General features: G+C 62.8%; 15 protein-coding genes, 1 tRNA gene and 2 pseudogenes. 12 read left to right on the top strand and 6 right to left on the bottom strand.

The window, feature by feature from the left end:
• Position 1 precedes the first annotated feature (1 nt).
• Positions 2-2821 (bottom strand): hybrid sensor histidine kinase/response regulator, encoded by a 2820-nt coding sequence (locus tag BRA471DRAFT_RS08670; RefSeq protein ID WP_007606275.1) that lies wholly within the window; start codon positions 2819-2821, stop codon positions 2-4.
• A 197-nt stretch (positions 2822-3018) separates the two neighbouring features.
• Entirely contained in the window at positions 3019-3672 is a 654-nt protein-coding gene (chpT, locus tag BRA471DRAFT_RS08665) for a histidine phosphotransferase ChpT (RefSeq protein ID WP_007606273.1), read from the bottom strand.
• A gap of 171 nt (positions 3673-3843) precedes the next feature.
• Between chpT and BRA471DRAFT_RS08660 the strand changes: the two genes are divergently transcribed.
• Positions 3844-4671, top strand: coding sequence for a 3'(2'),5'-bisphosphate nucleotidase CysQ (locus tag BRA471DRAFT_RS08660; RefSeq protein ID WP_088930953.1), 828 nt, complete (start codon positions 3844-3846; stop codon positions 4669-4671).
• A 15-nt stretch (positions 4672-4686) separates the two neighbouring features.
• Here the strand turns inward: BRA471DRAFT_RS08660 and BRA471DRAFT_RS08655 are convergent, their stop codons facing one another.
• Positions 4687-5172, bottom strand: a complete 486-nt coding sequence (locus tag BRA471DRAFT_RS08655) for a YHS domain-containing (seleno)protein (protein WP_007606271.1) — start codon at positions 5170-5172, stop codon at positions 4687-4689.
• Positions 5173-5311: 139 nt separating this feature from the next.
• Here BRA471DRAFT_RS08655 and BRA471DRAFT_RS08650 point away from each other — a divergent pair, with 139 nt between their 5' ends.
• The 8 genes from BRA471DRAFT_RS08650 to BRA471DRAFT_RS39610 all read left to right on the top strand — a co-directional run bounded on the left by BRA471DRAFT_RS08650 (position 5312) and on the right by BRA471DRAFT_RS39610 (position 12470).
• A complete protein-coding gene (locus BRA471DRAFT_RS08650; RefSeq protein WP_007606270.1) occupies positions 5312-5917 on the top strand; it encodes a DUF1134 domain-containing protein in 606 nt (201 codons plus the stop codon).
• Positions 5918-6036: 119 nt separating this feature from the next.
• Complete coding sequence (locus BRA471DRAFT_RS08645; RefSeq protein ID WP_007600524.1) at positions 6037-7335, top strand: hypothetical protein; 1299 nt, start codon at positions 6037-6039, stop codon at positions 7333-7335.
• Positions 7336-7491: 156 nt separating this feature from the next.
• A tRNA-Val gene (locus tag BRA471DRAFT_RS08640) sits at positions 7492-7566 on the top strand.
• Between the two features lie 338 nt (positions 7567-7904).
• Entirely contained in the window at positions 7905-8480 is a 576-nt protein-coding gene (locus BRA471DRAFT_RS08635) for a hypothetical protein (RefSeq protein WP_007606269.1), read from the top strand.
• A 23-nt stretch (positions 8481-8503) separates the two neighbouring features.
• On the top strand, positions 8504-9862 hold the full coding sequence (locus BRA471DRAFT_RS08630) for a 7-cyano-7-deazaguanine synthase (protein ID WP_007606268.1): 1359 nt from the start codon (positions 8504-8506) through the stop codon (positions 9860-9862).
• Positions 9846-11036 carry an ImmA/IrrE family metallo-endopeptidase gene (locus BRA471DRAFT_RS08625; protein ID WP_007606267.1) on the top strand — a complete coding sequence of 397 codons (1191 nt, stop codon included), beginning with the start codon at positions 9846-9848 and terminating at the stop codon, positions 11034-11036. The genes BRA471DRAFT_RS08630 and BRA471DRAFT_RS08625 overlap by 17 nt, the downstream gene beginning before the upstream one ends.
• Positions 11011-11676 carry a hypothetical protein gene (locus tag BRA471DRAFT_RS08620; protein ID WP_007606265.1) on the top strand — a complete coding sequence of 222 codons (666 nt, stop codon included), beginning with the start codon at positions 11011-11013 and terminating at the stop codon, positions 11674-11676. The genes BRA471DRAFT_RS08625 and BRA471DRAFT_RS08620 overlap by 26 nt, the downstream gene beginning before the upstream one ends.
• Before the next feature lie 287 nt (positions 11677-11963).
• Positions 11964-12470, top strand: coding sequence for a hypothetical protein (locus BRA471DRAFT_RS39610; RefSeq protein WP_231171063.1), 507 nt, complete (start codon positions 11964-11966; stop codon positions 12468-12470).
• A gap of 17 nt (positions 12471-12487) precedes the next feature.
• On the opposite strand, the gene BRA471DRAFT_RS39605 is transcribed toward BRA471DRAFT_RS39610, so the two are convergent.
• Positions 12488-12688, bottom strand: a complete 201-nt coding sequence (locus BRA471DRAFT_RS39605; RefSeq protein ID WP_231171062.1) for a hypothetical protein — start codon at positions 12686-12688, stop codon at positions 12488-12490.
• 402 nt (positions 12689-13090) lie between these two features.
• On the opposite strand from BRA471DRAFT_RS39605, the gene BRA471DRAFT_RS39960 reads away from it, so the two are divergent.
• From BRA471DRAFT_RS39960 to BRA471DRAFT_RS08605, 3 genes and pseudogenes are all read left to right on the top strand, one after another.
• The gene (locus BRA471DRAFT_RS39960; RefSeq protein ID WP_256379925.1) at positions 13091-13225 is read left to right on the top strand and encodes a hypothetical protein; all 135 of its coding nucleotides are present in this window, start codon (positions 13091-13093) and stop codon (positions 13223-13225) included.
• A 264-nt stretch (positions 13226-13489) separates the two neighbouring features.
• A pseudogene (gene istA, locus BRA471DRAFT_RS08610) lies at positions 13490-14980 on the top strand (IS21 family transposase); the annotation flags it as partial.
• Between the two features lie 8 nt (positions 14981-14988).
• Positions 14989-15309: pseudogene (locus tag BRA471DRAFT_RS08605) on the top strand (ATP-binding protein); the annotation flags it as partial.
• Positions 15310-15343: 34 nt separating this feature from the next.
• Here BRA471DRAFT_RS08605 and BRA471DRAFT_RS08600 read toward each other — a convergent pair.
• Together BRA471DRAFT_RS08600 and BRA471DRAFT_RS08595 are read right to left on the bottom strand one after the other, a co-directional pair.
• Positions 15344-17413: a recombinase family protein gene (locus BRA471DRAFT_RS08600; protein ID WP_007606256.1), complete on the bottom strand. Its 2070-nt coding sequence runs from the start codon at positions 17411-17413 to the stop codon at positions 15344-15346.
• Complete coding sequence (locus tag BRA471DRAFT_RS08595) at positions 17394-17594, bottom strand: hypothetical protein (RefSeq protein ID WP_157234033.1); 201 nt, start codon at positions 17592-17594, stop codon at positions 17394-17396. The genes BRA471DRAFT_RS08600 and BRA471DRAFT_RS08595 overlap by 20 nt, the downstream gene beginning before the upstream one ends.
• Between the last annotated feature and the right edge of the window lie 17 nt (positions 17595-17611).

Here is a 17611-nt window from a genome sequence, read left to right as displayed (position 1 = left end):
GTTACGCTGCTGCGCGGCTCAGCTCGGAGGCACCGGCGGCGCCCGCGGTCTGTTCCTTCAGCGCCGCGATCAGACCGGGACGGTCGAACTTGGCGACATAGTCGTGGAAGCCGGCCTGACGGCCGCGCTCGATCGCCGCCGGCGACACCAGCGCGGAGAGCCCGATGATCGGCATCGCGCCCAGATTGCTGTCGGAGCGGATGGTCTCGGCAAACTCGAACCCGTTCATGTCGGGCATCTCGATGTCGGTCAGGACCACGTCGAAGGTCTGTGCGCGCAGCGCCGCCAGGCCCTCCTGCGCGGTCGGCGCGGTGCGGACGCGGTAGCCGGCGGCCTTGAGCACCGGGGCCAGCATGTTGCGGAAGAACGCGGAGTCGTCGACCAGCAGCACCGATTGCGAGTGCAGCGACGGCTTCATCTCCTTGCGGGTGAACCAGTCGGAGAACGCCATCGGCAGGAAGTGGCCGACGTCGATCACTTCGGTGGCCTGGCCCTTGATCACGGCCGAGCCGAGAATGCCGGAGGAGGATCCGCCGACCTCGATGTTGAGCCGTTCCTCGACGATGTCGATGATCTCGTCGACGACGAGGCCCATGGAGCGGCCGTCATCGGAGAACACCAGGATCGGCTGGGCGCCCTGGCTCGCGATGGTGACGCTTTCCATGGCCACGAGCGGCATCAGCTGCTCGCGGTACTGCACCATGTAGCGGCCGTTGCTGAACTCGATCTTGTCGGCCGGGAGCTCTTCCAGGCGCGTGACGAGCCCGAGCGGGACCGCCTTGGGCTGGGACGAGCCGGCGCGGAACACCAGCAGCGAGGTGGTCTGCTCGCCCGATCCGATGTGGTGAGCCCCGTTCTCGTTGTTCATGTCATGGGCCGAGGAGCCGGCGGCGCCGAGCGCCTTGGCGATGCCGTTGGGGTCGATGATCATGATGACCGCGCCGTCGCCCAGGATGGTATTGCCCGAGAACATGTCGATGTGACGCAGTTTCGTCGACATCGGCTTGACCACGATTTCTTCGGTGTGGAACACGCCGTCGACGACGATGCCGAAGGTCTGGCTGCCGACCTGCGTCACCACGATGAAGCCGTTCTCGGGATCGGAGACGGCGCCGTCGTCGATCTTGAGCAGCTTCTTGAGATGGATCAGCGGCAGCAGCTTGTTGCGCAGCCGGAGAACCGCGGTGTCCTTGATGCGCTCGATGCGGTGCTCCGAGTTGGCGCGGGCACGCACCAGCTCGACCACGGAGAGCTGCGGGATCGCAAAGCGGTCGCCGGCGGCTTCCACGATCAGCGCGGAGACGATGGCGAGCGTCAGCGGGATCTTGATGGTGACGGAGGAGCCCTCACCGGCGACCGACTTGATGTCGATGGTGCCGCCGATCTGGTCGATATTGGTGCGCACCACGTCCATGCCGACGCCGCGCCCCGACACCGAGGTGATGGCGGCAGCAGTGGAGAAGCCCGGCGCGAAGATGAACTTGTGGATCTGGGCTTCACTCATCTTCTCGAGCTCGGCCTCGCTGACCAGGCCCGAGGAGATCGCCTTGGCCTTGATCCTGTCGGTGTTCAGGCCACGGCCGTTGTCGGCGATGCAGATGATGATGTGGCCGCCCTCGTGATAGGCGGACAGGCGAATGGTGCCCTGCTCGCCCTTGCCGCCGGCGAGACGCTCGGCCGGGGTCTCCAGGCCATGGTCGGCGGAGTTGCGCACCATGTGGGTGAGCGGGTCCTTGATCAGGTCGAGCACCTGGCGGTCGAGCTCGGTGTCGGCGCCGTGCATCTCCAGCTCGATCTGCTTGCCGAGTTCGCTCGAGAGGTCGCGAACGATGCGGGGCAGCTTCTGCCAGGCATTGCCGATCGGCTGCATGCGCGTCTTCATGACGCCTTCCTGCAGCTCGGCGGTGACGTTGGACAGCCGCTGCAACGGCACCTTGAACTCGGTGTCCTCGTTGCGGCGGGAGATCTCCAGCAGCTGGTTGCGGGTCAGCACCAGCTCCGAGACCATGGTCATCAGATGCTCCAGCGTATCCACGTTGACGCGGATCGACTGGTTGGCGATGCTGGCGCCCTCGCCGGCGCCCTCGTCGGCGGCCATCGATTTCTTGGGCGCGACCTTCTCCTTGGGCGCCTTAGTCTCCTTGGCGACGTCCTTGGCAACAGGCACCGGGGCTTCAGCGGCAGGCTCAGGCTCGGCCTTGACTTCAGCTTTGGCAACGGGCGCCGGGACTTCGATCGCGGTCTCGCGAAAGGCGCGCTCGAGCTCGTCGAGCGAGACTTCGCCCGGACGCAGCGGACGCTCCAGGCTCTGGTCGGCGAGCACGCCGGAGGTCGGCGCGGCTTCGACGGCGGCAGGGGCCTCCGGCACCAGCGGCGGCGCTTCGGCCACGGGAGCAGCGGCACCTGCAGCCGGCATCGGCTGCGCCGAGCCTGACATTGCCGCCATGCCCTGCTCGACCATCGCTTCCAGCTTGTCGATGAGATCGCGGTCGGTACCCTCGGGCTCGGCTTCGGTCGCCTCCAGCCCGGCCAAAATTTCCTTGATGCGGTCGATCGAGGACAGGATCACCGTCACCGCCTGCCCCGTCACCGGCATGCCGTCACGGAATTTGCCCATCAGCGTCTCGCCGGCATGCGCCAGCGCTTCCAGCCGCGGCAAGCCGAGGAAGCCGCACGTCCCCTTGATGGTGTGGACCAGCCGGAAGATGTTATCCAGGATCTTGGCGTTGTTCGGCTCCTGCTCGAACTTCACCAGCTGATTGTCCACGGTGTCCAGGCTCTCGCTGGTTTCCGTCAAAAACTCCCGCAACAGATCATCCATGAAAACAGGCCTTCATACAGGGAGGGCGCGCACACAAGACGTGATGCGCCAATTCGGAATGGGGCCAGCTTCACCGCAAAGCGTTTAATATTGGTTGAGTATGTGCAAAAGAACGGAATCAACAAAGAGATAAGGCGCTCCGGACAAGCCGAAGCGCCTCGTAAAGACTTGATTAACGTTTGAGAGCTGCGACTTGTCTACGACGCGATAATGGTGATGGCCTCGCCTTCGTGCGCGAGCCTCACGGTGAGCCCGCAAGCCTCTGCCAACAGCCGCGTATAATAAGGCTGGATCGCATGCGCATCCGCAGCCGGGCCGCGCTCGCCGCTCAGGAGCTCGGAGATGTTCTGCGGCAGGCGCGCATTATGTCCGGTCGCGGTGATGCGGAAGCTCATCGTCTCGCCGTCGCCGATCGGATCGATCGTCAGCACTCCGCCGCGCGGGATCGTATGTTGCGAAACGACCAGCATGTTGAGGAGCAGCTTGACGCGATTCTTCGGCATCAGGATCCGCGGCAGATTCCAGGTGATCGAGCACTTGCCGTCCTCGATGTGACCGCGCGCCATGGTCTGGGCATCGCCGAGATCGATCTGCGCGCCGGACGAGCCGGCCGCGCCAAAGGCGAGGCGGCAGAACTGGAGGCGGGCAGAGGCGGTTTTCGCGCTCTTGCGTATCAAGTCGAGTGCGAACTCGCGGTCGTCCGGCTTGGGATCGTCGTCGAGCACTTCGAGCCCATTGACGATGGCGCCGACAGGGCTGATGAGATCGTGGCAGACCCGCGAGCACAGCAGCGCAGCGAGTTCGAGCGCATCTGGAGCGGTGACGGTAGCGGGTGACGAAGCGTCAGACATAAAGGGTTCCTGGAATTGCACGGCGCGGACGCGGCGAATCAAGCATGCTTGACGAATGCTGCTGGTTCTAACATTCGCAAGCCCGTGGCAGCTAGCTTGCGATCGGTTCGAAGCGGCCCTAATGCCACGGCGAATCACTCGCTTAGGGATGGAATTGCCGATGAATGAGGCATGCAAGTGAAGCGGATCATCGACGGCGCGGCCGCCTCCCACCTGATGGAGCCGCTCACGGCGCTGGTGGTGAAGGCCGGCGAAGCCATCCTCGCGGTCAACCGCACGGCGATGCGGGTCGACGGCAAGCAGGACGGCTCGCCGGTGACCGAGGCCGACCTTGCCGCCGACCGCATCATCGCGGACGGGCTGGCGCAGCTTGCGGGCGACATCCCGACGCTCTCGGAAGAGCGGACCCAGCTCGCCTCGCCGCCGTTCCGCGACAGCTTCTTCCTGATCGACCCGCTCGACGGCACCAAGGAGTTCGTCGCCGGGCGCGACGAGTTCACCGTCAACCTTGCCCTCGTGACATCGGGCGTACCGCTGCTGGGCATCGTCAGCGCGCCCGCGCTCGGGCTGCTCTGGCGCGGCATCGTCGGCCGCGGCGCCGAGCGGGTCAGGTTCGACGGCGCGACCATCGGCGCTGCCGAGCCGATCCATACCCGCAAGTTGCCGCCCCTCGGCGAGCCCTGGATCGCCGCGGTGAGCCGCTCGCATGGAGATCCCCGAACCGAGGCCTTCATCGATCACCGCCCCAACGCTGTCAGGAAGACCGTCGGCTCGGCCGTCAAATTCGGCCGGATCGCGGAAGGCAGTGCCGACATCTATCCCCGCTTCGGGCCCACTTGTGAATGGGACGTCGGGGCCGGCTACGCGGTCGTGACCGCCGCCGGCGGCAGCGTGACCGACGGCAAGGGCGGCGCGCTCCGCTTCGGCGAGCGGCACGATGGCGGCTTCATCATCCCGGAGTTCATCGCCTGGGGTGACCCGCAGGCGGCAAGACTCTGACGTCGTAAAGGGGACCTACTGGCTGAGCTTGTCCTCAAGGGCCGGCCAGCGCTTGCCCACCTCATAGAGGAAGCGCTCGGGATTGGCGGCGAAGGCGTCGCGATTGGCTTCCCGGCTGAACAGATAGAGCCGCTGCGCCGCGATCGCGAAGAAGCGGGGGTTGCCGGCGATGGTGACGCCGCGGGCGATATCGACCGGATCGTAGCCGCCGTATTGCGGCCCGTAGACCTCGGGATGGGCCAGGAAAGAGGCCCGGTTGCCCTCGTTCCGAAAGCGCCAGACTGCGGCCCACAGGTTCGCCTCGAACTCGGCCGTCCCCTGCACGGCTGCGCCATCGACGAAATAGGCCACCGGGTCGAAGCCCTCGATCGCCACGCCGCTGAAACGGTTGACGACGATCCGCTCGGTAGTGGCCGCCTGCGTCGGCGACCCAACGCCGAGGATCCAAATGCCCGACAGCATGCAGACCAGAAGGCCGATCAAGGCAATTCCGGGGCGCAAAGGGCTGGCTTCCTGCCGTTGTGCCGTCATAGTTGCTGCGGATAACATCCGAGTCGAGGGGACATCCGGCGCAACCTAGAGCCGTGCCTGTTGGCGTCAGGTTAAGGAAGCGACCGGATTCGGTACCAGGGGTTCTTTTATGACTTTCGCATCACGCCTTGCCGCAGTCGCGCTTGCCGCGATGGTCGGGTGGATCATTCCGGCTTCCGCCCAGCAGCCGCCGCCGCCCGATTTGCCGCCGCCGCAGCGGACCCCGACGCCCAGCACCTATGGGCCGGACGAACTCGTGAACGCCGGCCACCGCTTCTTCGGCAACGTCTCGCGCGGTCTCGCCTCGATCATCGAGAAGGCGGTCAGCCAATGGGGCCTGCCCAACGGCTATATCCTCGGTGAGGAAGGGTCCGGCGCTTTCGTCGCCGGCCTGCGCTACGGCGAAGGCACGCTCTACACCAAGAACGCCGGCGACCTCAGGGTCTATTGGCAGGGTCCCTCGCTCGGCTTCGACTGGGGTGGCGACGGCGCGCGCACCATGACGCTGGTCTATAATTTGCCCGCCACCAACGCGATCTACCAGCGCTTCGCCGGCCTCGACGGCTCGGCCTACATCATCGGCGGCTTCGGCATGACGGCGCTCACCGCCAACAACATCGTGCTGGTGCCGATCCGCTCCGGCCTCGGCCTGCGGCTGGGAGCCAATATCGGCTATTTGAAATTCACCCCGCGCGCGACCTGGAACCCGTTCTAGCGTTCCGCTTTCCCCTCCGGCGACGGATCAAGGTTAACGACATGTCGGGGCTGGCTTTTTGCCGGCCCCGCATGCAATGTCCTTGGTAAATTTTTCCTTAGCTTTGGGAGTTCTGGCCCATGGTCGAACCGATCATGTACCTGGCGATCGGTTTCCTGCTTTCGATGCTGTGCGGGCTCGCGATCGTGCCGCTGGTGCATAACCGCGCCGTGCGCCTGACCACGCGCCGGCTCGAGGCCGCCACGCCGTTGTCGATGGCCGAGATCCAGGCTGACAAGGACCAGCTCCGCGCCGAATTCGCCATGTCGGCGCGACGGCTGGAGATGAGCGTCGATCAGCTCAAGAACAAGACCACGAGCCAGCTCGCCGAACTCGGCAAGAAGAGCGACGCCATCAACCGCATGAAGATCGAGCTCGGCGAGAAGAACGCCACGATCTTCGCGCTGGAGGCGCGCGAGAAGGCGGTCAAGGAGCAGCTCCGCGCCACCGAAGAGGAATTCAACACCAAGACCGCAGCGCTGCGTGCCGCCGAGCTCGCGCTGACCGACAAGCAGGGCGAGCTCGCAAAGATCAATTCCGAACTGTCCGACCGCTCGATGATGGCGGAGAGCCGCCAGGTCGAGCTGGTCGTGGTCCGTGCGCAGATCGAGGAGCTGAAGAACCGCGTCGGCGACGCCGAAAAGGAATTTGCCGCGACGCAGGCGCGGCTGGCGCAGGAGCGCACCGAATCCGAGACCGCATCGCGCGAGCTCGGCGACGCCCGCGGCCGCGTCGAGAATCTGAGCCAGCGCGTCACCGACCTCGATCGCCAGCTCATCGTGCAGGTGAAGGAAGCCGAGATGCTGTCCGGCCGCGTCGGCGATCTCGAGGGCCGCCTCGCCACGCAGGGCAAGCTGCTCGCCGAGCGCGACTATGAGAACAACCAGCTCCGCCAGGCCAACGAGGGCAACGAGCGCACCATCAAGGAACTGCGCGTCGAGATCGCGGCCTTGAGCGGCGGCAAATCCTCGGCCGCGATGGAATCGATCCGCGCGGAAAAGACCGCGCTGGAGGAGCAGCTCCGCACCGCCCGCGACGAGCGCGCCAAGCTGCAGCGCGACATCAACGCGATCCAGCAACAGGCCGAGAGCTCCTGGGCGACCGAGCGGATGGAGAACGCGCTGCTGCGCGAACGCATCAACGACATCGCCGCCGAGGTGGCCAAGCTCGCGATGCAGCTCGAAGGCCCGAACTCGCCGATCGAGGCCCTGCTCGCGGCCGAGGCCGGCCAGCCGCCGAGGCCGGCGCCGCGCCCGGCCAACGACGCCCCGACCAACGGCACGGCCGCAGGCACCCTGCCCGAAGGCGGCGGAACACTGGCCGAACGCATCCGCGCGCTCCAGGCCCACGCCTCCCGCGCCCGCCAGCAGGGCGCGTAAGCGGCCCCAAGACGGTCTCACTGCCGCATTGCGGGTCGGGGGGAAGGTTTTCCGGCCCGGCAGCGCCTCGAAACTTGACACCTTCGGCCCGCACTTCTAAATCGCGGGCTCCAAAGCGCCGGCGGCCGAAACTCGGGTCGCCTGCATGATGGTTTCGGGTGCATAGCTCAGCGGGAGAGCGTTCCCTTCACACGGGAGAGGTCCAAGGTTCGATCCCTTGTGCGCCCACCATTAATTCCAAATCTACAGTGACTTAGCGAGCTGCTTTCCCCCACATTGTGCCCCGAAAAGTCTGGGGCACAACGCGGGCACATTGCAAAAAAGATCATCCCTCTACCTTCGCCCGCCGCTCCGATCCCAGTTGGAGGGCTCAGCCCGTTGCGCGTTTCGACGGTGAAAACTTCAGGCTAGCAATCAGCACAATTAGCTAATCGATCCGCGTGGCCCTTCCTCAGCTACCCGTCGGCGCATCTCGCAAACGACGGTTCCGGAGCTAATGTCAGGTTTTATTTTACTAATATTGACATTGTCAGACTCCCGACCCTATATTGCCAACGTAGGAGGCTGACATGACGGATGGGCCATTCAGAAATGCAGCGCTGAGTAGCCGCTGGAAACGGTACGGGCAGGACTTGATCAGCGATGCGGCAAGCCCCGAGGAGCGCACGATTCAGGCGTGTCACAGCATGATTGGTGACGTAGACATGAAGGCGTTCAGCCCCCTCTTCAATGAACTTAAGGGTCACGCTGAACGTGCTCAGATGGACCTGGACCCCGTGACCGTGATCGAGACGATTTTCGACGGTCACCCGCCTTCGCCTGTGGCGGATGCCTTGCAAAGGCATCTGAGCGCCAATCTCCGGGATCAGCTATCTCCCGAGAGGGCACTCGATCAAGGTCTCGCTAGCATCGCGCAAGAGTGGATCGACACCACCAAGAATAGGCTCGACGAAGAATGCATCCGCGCCCGCGACCATGGGGACATGAGCAGCGATGACTACCACAAGGGTATTGAGCGAAACCGCGAGACGTTCGCCGCCATCAAGGCAAGCGACCTCTGCAATGCCTTAGCGACGGGCAACAGGGGGGCTTTCAGGAAGGCGACTGAGAAGAAAGCTGGCGTTGATGAGGGGCCTGACGAATGAGCGCGCATCGGAGAGTCCCCGCAATGGTTGGAAAGCACCTGCGTGTTGTCGAGAAGGCGCAGAAGGCAAGCCGCACCTTACCGAAAGATGCCGTCATCGCGGAGGTTAGCAGGCACATTCGCTTCAATGCGGCGGTTCTGGACACCTTCGACGTCAAGGGGTGCAAGCCGCTGCACTACGACTTATTGGTTCTCTGCGCTGCCATTGAGTTTGCTGATCGCCGCTGGAAACGTCCAGCAACCTGGCGCCGCACCCTTAATGTGACGGTCCCGGTCATCGACCTCAAGGCCTGGCAGAGGCCGGAGGTTACGAAGAGCCTGCTTAGCGTCTTGAACCATCTGACGGGCGACATGTGGCGATTTGCCTTCGTTCAGGCGAAGAACCTCTCACCGATTGGTTCGCGGCAGATGCTTCTCGACTTCGGTACGACAAAAACCTTTGCTGTCGCTTACAGCGATGGCTTGGACTCGCGTGCCGTTTCCGCTTTGAGTGGGGACGAGGACCAAGCTCTCTGTATCCGGGTTGCCGGCAATCGTCAGAGCCGGAAAAAGGGCGACAGCTATTTCACGCGGATTCCGTTCAAGGTTGACGGTTACCGCAGCACCGAAAGCAGCTTCCGCTCACGCGGATTTCAGTTTGCGGCGATAACGGCGATCGCGGCGCAACTCTCGAACGTAGAGCGCATTGTGGTTCCCGAGAGCGGCCAGGGCGCACTTGGCCCGGTATTGCTGCCACTGCACAATATCTATGTCGACTATCGCAACCATCCCACGTTTTTCCGAAAGATGGAGCGGTTCATCAAGGCATTGCAAGGCTATCGAGTTTGGTTCGAGCAGCCGCGCTTATGGTCGACGAAGGGTCAGACGCTAAGCGCTTTTCTGGACCTACCCGGAAGAACCGAGCGGGAGCTGACGGGCACTCGCTCCTGCTGGCAGACCCGGCGGGTCGTCAATGTTGATGGCAGAAAGCAGTGCGGCTTGTGCGCCGCCTGTTTGCTGAGACGTCTTAGTCTGCATACCGCGGGCATCAACGAGGCGCCTGACATTTACGTCGTATCCGACCTCGCCGCCCCAGAGGTAGGCAAGGCGCTGTCAGCCATATCCCAGAAGGCTGATTGGGACATCATGGTCGAGTACGGCAGCGTCGGGACGCGCCACCTGCAGCACCTTGCCGACATGGCTGGCTTGCCCGCCGACGCCCTTCGCGTTCATGCCTCGCAAATCGCGACCGCGACGGGGGAAAGCCACGAAGAAACTCTCAAGAAGTTGAGGACGATGCTGGTAACGCATGCAGGTGAGTGGCGGGCATTTCTGTCCGCGCAAGGAGAACAGAGCTTTCTGAAGAGCTGGTTAGATGGAGGGCGCTATGGCCGATTTGAATGAGCTGAGCGCACAGGAAATTGGACGGCGGCTGCGAATAGCCCGGGAGAACGCGGACGTTCGGCAGGATGACGCGGCCCAGGTCATCGGCATGTCCCGCCCGACGCTGGTATCGATTGAGAAGGGCATGCGGCGTGTGCGCATTCAGGAAATCCAGACGCTTGCGCGCCACTACGGCGTGTCGGTGAACGCCCTCCTCCGCCGCGAGGCAGTGCATACTGATCTGATGCCTCGCTTCCGCAAATTGCGGGAGACTGAGGACGCACATACCACTGAGGCGGTTCAGTTATTCAACGACCTGATCAAGGCGGATGTTGAAATGGAAAATATCTTAGGTATTCGGCGGCAGCGAAATTACCCTCCGGAGCGCGGCATAAACGAAGGCGACGTTGTCGGCCTGGCCGAGAAGCATGCCAAGGAATTGCGCGACTGGCTCGGGCTTGGTCCGGGACCAATTGCCGATATCTTCTCGGTCATCGAGCTGGATCTCGGTATCCGATTGTATCAGCGCCGCCTTTCTTCGAGTTCAAAGGTTGCGGGTCTCTTCACCTACCATGATAGCGTCGGCGCCTGCATTCTTCTCAACGCCAACCATCCATTGCCACGACGTATCCAGTCGGCGGCGCACGAAGTCGGCCACTTCTATGGCACCCGACAAACCCCTGAAGTGCTCGAGGAGGATGAGAAATACTTGTCCCGCGATGAACGCTACGCTAACGCCTTTGGACGCGCATTCCTGACGCCAGCCGAGAACTTCGCGGAAAGCTTCCGGAGACTGAAGGAGATTACCGGCAAAACGACCCGGCGCCTGATCATTCTTCTTGCTCAACAGTACAATATCTCGCGCCAAGCATGCGTTCTGCGGCTCGAGGAACTCGGCCTTGTCAAGAAGGGCACCTGGGCCTGGTTCGAAAACAACGGTGGCATCACCGATGAGCATGTTCGGGAGGTTCTCGGTGAGATGGCGGACCGTCGCGATCCGGCGAAGAGCGATGCCGGCCGACCGATCTCCCATCGCCTGAGCCTGATGGCGCACGCCGCCTGGAAGCGCGAGCTCATGTCGGAAGGACAATTGGCGGAGCTCTTGAAGGTGAGTCGAGTGGAGCTTCGGGGCATTATCGACCAGATCGAGCTTGAGGAAAAAGAAACGGATGAGCTTTTCAAGCTCCCTAGTTGATATCGCGGATCCGCTCGTCCTCGACACGAGTGTTCTGATCAACCTTCACGCTTGCAAATATGGCGAGAGTATCCTCTCGGCCGTCCCGAACGATATCCTGGTTCCGGAGGTCGTGGCCGGAGAACTAGAGCACGAGACGAGCCGTAGCAACGGGGAGTATAGTTTTCTGCATGCTCTCGTAGTGGATGGAATCGTGACAGTCGCCAACTTTACGGACGCTGAGTACGTGATTTTCTACGAACTCACAAGCACCTCACCATCGCTGGACGACGGCGAAGCAGCGACTATCGCCATTGCCGCGACCAGACACCTCCTGCCGGTTATCGATGAACGAAAGGGGCGCGCCCGCGCCGGCATCATCATGAAAGCGCGAGCGCCCGGCTGGTCGTTAGACCTCTTCCGCCATCCGAGCGCCATCGCCACCCTCGGCGATCAAACTGCCGCCGAAGCGCTGTACCTCGCCTTACGTGACGGTCGCATGCGAATTCCGTCGGAAAGCGCGGACGGCGTCATTGCGCTTCTTGGCATGGAGCGCTCGCGCAATTGCACCTGCCTTCCGGGGTACCGAGACCGATCTTTCCCGTCCACAGGCGATCTCACTTATTCCGTACTGCAGCGTCAACAGCAGGCAGAGATATGATCTCTGCAGACGCGTCGGACAAGCAAATGGATGCGCGAACGGATGGCACGAGCGCCCGCCGGTAAGATCAAGATGGCGGTCCTTGGAGATGTGGCGCGATTGACCGCCCGGCATCGGACGCAACGGATATCGGCCGTAGTCCCTCACCCGCCCAAAGGGGCCGGGCGAGGCCTCGGATCGGCGGCAGGGGAAGACTTTCCCCGTAAGGGCGATCCTGTAACGTCGCGCCCAAAAGCCATCGTCGCAGGATCCGACGGGGATCTATATTGCCAGTTCGAGGGGAAGCAATGAACGTCTACTGCAATGGCACGGCTCGGATCAAACACCATGCCACCGTGAAGATATACGAGATCGAGAACGATGAGCTGGACTGGGACGCGGTCGGCGGCGACGAGCGCCAGATGAGGCCGGAAATTCACTATGAGGCGGTTTTCGATCATCCCGAGCTGGGCCGACTGACTTGGGGCATTTGGGAATATCCCATCGGGATCGAGAATTATCACGAGACAGATGCCGCGCCTCATGGAATGATCGGTGATTTTGACTACGGGCTAGAGCATGGTGAACCGGAACCCGACGAATGGATCGACTATACGGTCCCTGATCGTCCCTTCTCGGTCTTCATGGATTCTTATCACCATGCTGGCGAACTACTAACCCATCATGGAAATGACAGCGGCGGTCATCTTCTCAACAGGATGGTCTTCTCCCACCACGTAACGGCGTTGGAAGCCTATCTCGGCGACACCCTGATGAAAGAGGTCGTGGCTGACAGGTCGCCATGCAACGCTTGATCGATCAAGATGACGATCTAGCGAAGGAGAAGTTCACGCTGGCCGAGATTTCGAAGGATCTCGGACTGGTCGAACGCAAAGTGCAGGAGCGCTTGCGTTGCACGCTGTACCACAATCTCGCGAAGGTCGATGTCCTCTAGAATATTGCCTTCGGGGTCCGCATCCTGAACCTGGCCAGCGACAGGTCGAGCCTCTTCAAGGCGGTAAAGCTGCGCCATGATTGTGTCCACCGGAACGGCTTTGACAAGGACGGGAACGAGCTCAAGGTCTTCACCAAGTCCTTGGGACGGCCGATCTAATCAAGGTCTTCGTCGAGGAGATCGAGAAGGCGGTGCAAGCGCGATCCGCACATCCTTAGTCGCACTTCAAGCACCCGACAGGCCGGCTGGCCCCAAATAGATGATGTTGATCCGGCCGGCGTCCTGGGCCACCTGTGCGCGCAACATTCCGGCCCTCCCAAGGTTTAGCCCGGCTTGGACGGTGCCAAGCGGCGCCCCATCGGTCGAGAGGACACGCGGTTGTGCGATGCACCTTGATCAACCGCCGGCCACCCCCTCATCCGCAATCCCGAACTCGATGAGATCGACTTTCTTGTCACCGCAACAGAACTCGGCATCTCTATGACCATTGCGACCCTTCTGATCTTGAAGATCAAAGAAGAGACCGACGTCTGGGATGAGTTTCAGGTGCTATTGCAGCGATACCGCGCACTGTCGCGCGATCTGCAGGGCCCGAGCCAGGTCCAGAGCTCGTAGAGGCACGATCACCTCTACGCGCATCGTCCGCGCCCGGCCTATTCTCTTACCGCAAAGGCCCAGCCGCATGGCAGCTTCCGTGTCTTATGCATCCGAAAGGCCCAGCGACCAGGCAACGTTCGCCATCTGCTCCTCACGATATCGGCCCTGACTGTGTTTCGGCATGGAATAAGGACCCCGTTTTCGGGGTGATCGGCATCCAATCGGGACCCCGGGATAAGGGTCCACAGTGGCTTCCATCGAGTCATGGAAGCCGAGGTTGGGATGCTGGTGGTGGAGACGATTGGTAAGATCCGTCGCGCCTACTTTGTTGATGGTCGTCCGATCAAGGCGATCTGCCGAGAACTTGGCGTATCGCGGAAGGTGGTTCGCAAGGTCATTCGTTCTCAAGCGACGGAGTTCCGGTATGAGCGCGAGACGCAGCCGCTCCCGAAGATGGGTCCCTGGAGTGCCGAGCTTGACCGGTTGCTGGCAGGGAATGAGAGCAAGGCGGCGCGGGAACGGCTGACGCTGATCCGGCTATTCGAAGAGCTTCGCGGCCTCGGTTATGCCGGCGGCTATGATGCGGTTCGTCGATACGCACGACGGTGGAGCAAGGAACGCAGCACCTCGACAGCGTCGGCGTATGTGCCGCTGAGCTTTGCACCAGGCGAAGCCTACCAGTTCGACTGGAGCCACGAGGTCGTCCTGCTGAGCGGCACCACGGTGATGGTGAAGGCTGCCCATGTCCGGCTCTGTCACAGCCGTATGCTGTTCGTGCGGGCCTATCCGCGGGAGACGCAGGAGATGGTGTTCGACGCCCACGACCGGGCGTTCGCCCTGTTCAAAGGCACCTGCACCCGCGGCATCTACGACAACATGAAGACCGCCGTAGAGACGATCTTCGTCGGTAAAGGCCGTCTCTACAATCGTCGCTTCCTGCAGATGTGCAGCCACTATCTGGTCGATCCGGTCGCCTGTACGCCAGCGTCGGGCTGGGAGAAGGGGCAGGTCGAGAACCAGGTCGGGCTGGTCCGGGAACGCTTCTTCACGCCGCGGCTGCGGTTCAAGAACCTCGACGAGTTAAACGCCTGGCTGCTCGACAAATGCATCGCCTACGCCAAGGCTCATCGCCATCCGGAACTGGCCGATCAGACGATCTGGGACGTGTTCGAAGCCGAACGCCCCAAACTCGTTCCCTATGCCGGCCGCTTCGACGGCTTCCATGCGGTGACGGCATCGGTCTCGAAGACCTGCCTGGTGCGCTTCGACAACAACAAGTACTCGGTCGCAGCCAGCTCAGTCGGACGGCCGGTCGAGGTTCAAGCCTATGCCGATCGCATCGTGATCCGTCAGGATGGACGTATCGTTGCCGAGCACCCGCGATCCTTTGGCCGCGGCGATACCGTCTACGACCCCTGGCATTATGTGCCGGTGCTCGCCCGCAAACCCGGCGCCTTGCGCAACGGTGCTCCCTTCAAAGACTGGGTGCTGCCGGCCGCGATCGAGCGGATCCGACGCAAGCTTGCCAGCACCGACGATGGCAATCGGCAGATGGTCGACATCCTCAACGCGGTGCTGACTGACGGTCTGTCCGCGGTGGAAGCGGCCTGTGCCGAAGCGCTCAGTCACAGCGTCCATTCCGCCGATGTCGTTCTCAATATCCTGGCCCGTCAACGTGAACCCGCCCCACCGGCCAACATCATGACGCCGGCCGCACTGACGCTCCGTCATGCACCGATCGCCGATTGTGCCCGCTACGACAACCTCCGGAGGACCATCTGATGGAACGAACCCAAATCTTCGACCTCATGGGCGAACTCAAGCTCTACGGCATGAAGGCTGCCTTCGACGAGATCATGGCAACTGCCGTCAAGCGCCAGCACGAACCTCAGCGCATTGTCGGCGACCTGCTCAACGCCGAGATCAACGAGAAGCAAGCCAGGTCGATCAAATACCAGCTCACCATTGCCAAGCTACCGCTTGCCAAGGACATCGCCGACTTCCAGTTCGACGGCACGCCGATCAATCAGACCCTCGTCAATGATCTTGCTGGCGGCGGCTGCATCGTCCAACAACGCAACGTCGTGCTGGTTGGCGGCACCGAGCCCGCTTCATAATGCTCACCTTTCTATCTCGTTAGAGTTCCAGTTCTTTTTGTAGCGGAGTGCCGGACGGCGGACGTCTGAGGCACCGCGCGGTGGCGGCTCGTTTGACGTCAGCACGCTCAAGATCGGCTGCTTTGATGATCCAAGGTGCCCCTTTGCAAAGCTGGCCCGCCGCGAGTTGGTCGTCCTTGATCAGACGTCGCACGGTTGATGGACTGACGGAGAGGGCCGCGGCCGCCTCGTCCAGAGTGACCTCGCCGCGGTCGTGGCGCTCGCCTTCACGATAGGCTGCGACGTCGTTGTGGCTGCGCAAGCTGCACACTCGCGACTTGGTCCAGCCATTGCCGCGCCCCGTGGTCTTACCGGAGCGGTTTAGCACCGACGCGATCGCTTTGTCCGGCATCTGCCGCGCCAGCACGCGCACGAGATCGACTGTCTCTCCCGCTGCGCTCCAGCGGTGCTGGCCGGAGCGATTCTTCTTGACCTTGAGAGCGGAGTGGTCACCGCCGTGCCAGCGGATCACCAGATCGAGCGTGGTGTCCTCGACGCGGACGACGATCTCGTCGATCAGCGTTCGCACGATCCGCTTGCGCGTCTCGGGGGCCACGCTGGCACTCGACCAAGCACGCTCCAGGTCGGCGCCTAGCGTCATCAGCCGCTCCCGGTCGGCGGGTGTGAGATCAACAGCGGGCGAAGCCGTCAGTGCGTCCAGCTCGGTCTCCAGATTGCGCGCGACCGCCAGCCGGTCATTCCATCGCTTTTCCAGCTCGGCGGCAACGAGACGATTGGCGGGATCGACGGCATCGTATTGGCGGCGCGCCCGCCCGACCTCATAGCGAGCCTGCTCCAGCGCCAGTTCGACTTGGCCGCGTTTGTCTTCGTTCGCACGGCTGCGCGCAGCCTGCGCGGCGAGTGCCGCCTCGATACCGAGCGGCTGCAGGCGCTCGACCACCTCGGCGGCCACGTCACGATCGATCCGCATGCCGCCGAACGAGATGCAAGGGTCACCGCCATGATTGTTGGCGCCGCCCCGACAATGGTAGCGACCGGTGTTGCCGTCCTTGCCGGAGTAGGCGACGTGAAGTTTGCGACCACAATGGCCACAGCGCAGCAGGCCGGCGAGCAGAGCCTCACCTCGGCGCAGGGCACCGCGGCTCATCGGGTTCTTGCCGTTGGCGTTATCCGCAATCAGGCCGAGGTTCCTCTCATGGTCCGCCCAGCTCAGATAACCCTCATGATGGTTCGGAATCAACACCTCCCAATCCTTGCGCTCCCTCTTGAAGCCGCGAACCACCTTCTTGCGGCCGGCCTCGATGCTGATGCGGCTGCCAGTGCGCCCGAATGCATACGCGCCCGCATAGATTGGGTTGGTCAGAATGTGTAGGATCGTGTTGTAGACCGGCAGCTTCCAATCAACCAGGTGGCCTTCGGCGCCATAGGTGACGGCCGGCAGCGGAACGCGCTCGTGTCTGAACCAGAGGTGCACCTGACGCACCGACTGCATCTCGGTGAACTTGGCAAAGACGAGCGCAATCGCCTCGCCGACGCGCCGATCCGGGTCCTTCTCGATACGGTTGTGGCCGACCCGCACGTAGCCGACGGCGACCGTCATGAACAGCTCGCCCCGGCGCGCCTTCTGCTTCAGCGCTTCGAGCGAACGCTGGCGCAGTACCGACAACTCCATCTCGCTCATGGTACCCTTCATGCCGAGCAGTAGGCGATCGTTGGGCTGTCGCGGATCGTAGACGCCGTCCTCGTCGGCGATCAGTGTGCCGACGAGACCGCAGAACTCGAGCAGGGTGTGCCAGTCGCGACCGTTGCGTGCGAGCCGCGACGCTTCGATCGAGACCACGACTCCGACGCGCACCTCACAGATGGCGGCCAGCAGCTTCTCGAAGCCGGGCCTCGCGACGCCACCGCCGGAGCGGCCGAGATCGTCATCAATGACGGCAACATCGCTCCAGCCCAGCTGTCGCGCGCGCTCCGGCAAATTGTACTGACGGCGCTTACTTTCCAGGTTGTGGGCGACCTGATCAGGCGTCGACTGACGGATGTAGACGACGGCCTGACGGGCGAGGTGCTCAGGCGTGACCTTGCTCATGAGCGGCCTCCCTCGTCTCTGCGGTTGGTGTGCCCGTCTCGATATTGGCGCCGTCGGCGAGGGCCTCGACCAGCAGCCTCTCGATCAGGCGGACGAGAGTGCTTCTCTGCGACGCCGGAATCGCCGGCGTCCGGCGATCCTCCTCGAACAGGCTTCGTTGCAAGTAGCGTCTTGGTTGCATGATCCCCTCCTTCACGC

This window comes from Bradyrhizobium sp. WSM471 (assembly GCF_000244915.1).
Lineage (GTDB): Bacteria > Pseudomonadota > Alphaproteobacteria > Rhizobiales > Xanthobacteraceae > Bradyrhizobium.
This window is presented reverse-complemented; position numbering and strand designations above follow the sequence as displayed.

Excerpts from the sequence above, each read along its gene's own strand:
- BRA471DRAFT_RS08670 (WP_007606275.1), bottom strand. The coding sequence starts at position 2,821 with ATGGATGATCTGTTGCGGGAGTTTTTGACGGAAACCAGCGAGAGCCTG.
- chpT (WP_007606273.1), bottom strand. The coding sequence starts at position 3,672 with ATGTCTGACGCTTCGTCACCCGCTACCGTCACCGCTCCAGATGCGCTC.
- BRA471DRAFT_RS08660 (WP_088930953.1), top strand. The coding sequence starts at position 3,844 with ATGCAAGTGAAGCGGATCATCGACGGCGCGGCCGCCTCCCACCTGATG.
- BRA471DRAFT_RS08650 (WP_007606270.1), top strand. The coding sequence starts at position 5,312 with ATGACTTTCGCATCACGCCTTGCCGCAGTCGCGCTTGCCGCGATGGTC.
- BRA471DRAFT_RS08645 (WP_007600524.1), top strand. The coding sequence starts at position 6,037 with ATGGTCGAACCGATCATGTACCTGGCGATCGGTTTCCTGCTTTCGATG.
- BRA471DRAFT_RS08635 (WP_007606269.1), top strand. The coding sequence starts at position 7,905 with ATGACGGATGGGCCATTCAGAAATGCAGCGCTGAGTAGCCGCTGGAAA.
- BRA471DRAFT_RS08630 (WP_007606268.1), top strand. The coding sequence starts at position 8,504 with ATGGTTGGAAAGCACCTGCGTGTTGTCGAGAAGGCGCAGAAGGCAAGC.
- BRA471DRAFT_RS08625 (WP_007606267.1), top strand. The coding sequence starts at position 9,846 with ATGGCCGATTTGAATGAGCTGAGCGCACAGGAAATTGGACGGCGGCTG.
- BRA471DRAFT_RS08620 (WP_007606265.1), top strand. The coding sequence starts at position 11,011 with ATGAGCTTTTCAAGCTCCCTAGTTGATATCGCGGATCCGCTCGTCCTC.
- BRA471DRAFT_RS39610 (WP_231171063.1), top strand. The coding sequence starts at position 11,964 with ATGAACGTCTACTGCAATGGCACGGCTCGGATCAAACACCATGCCACC.
- BRA471DRAFT_RS39605 (WP_231171062.1), bottom strand. The coding sequence starts at position 12,688 with ATGGCGCAGCTTTACCGCCTTGAAGAGGCTCGACCTGTCGCTGGCCAG.
- BRA471DRAFT_RS39960 (WP_256379925.1), top strand. The coding sequence starts at position 13,091 with ATGACCATTGCGACCCTTCTGATCTTGAAGATCAAAGAAGAGACCGAC.
- BRA471DRAFT_RS08600 (WP_007606256.1), bottom strand. The coding sequence starts at position 17,413 with ATGAGCAAGGTCACGCCTGAGCACCTCGCCCGTCAGGCCGTCGTCTAC.
- BRA471DRAFT_RS08595 (WP_157234033.1), bottom strand. The coding sequence starts at position 17,594 with ATGCAACCAAGACGCTACTTGCAACGAAGCCTGTTCGAGGAGGATCGC.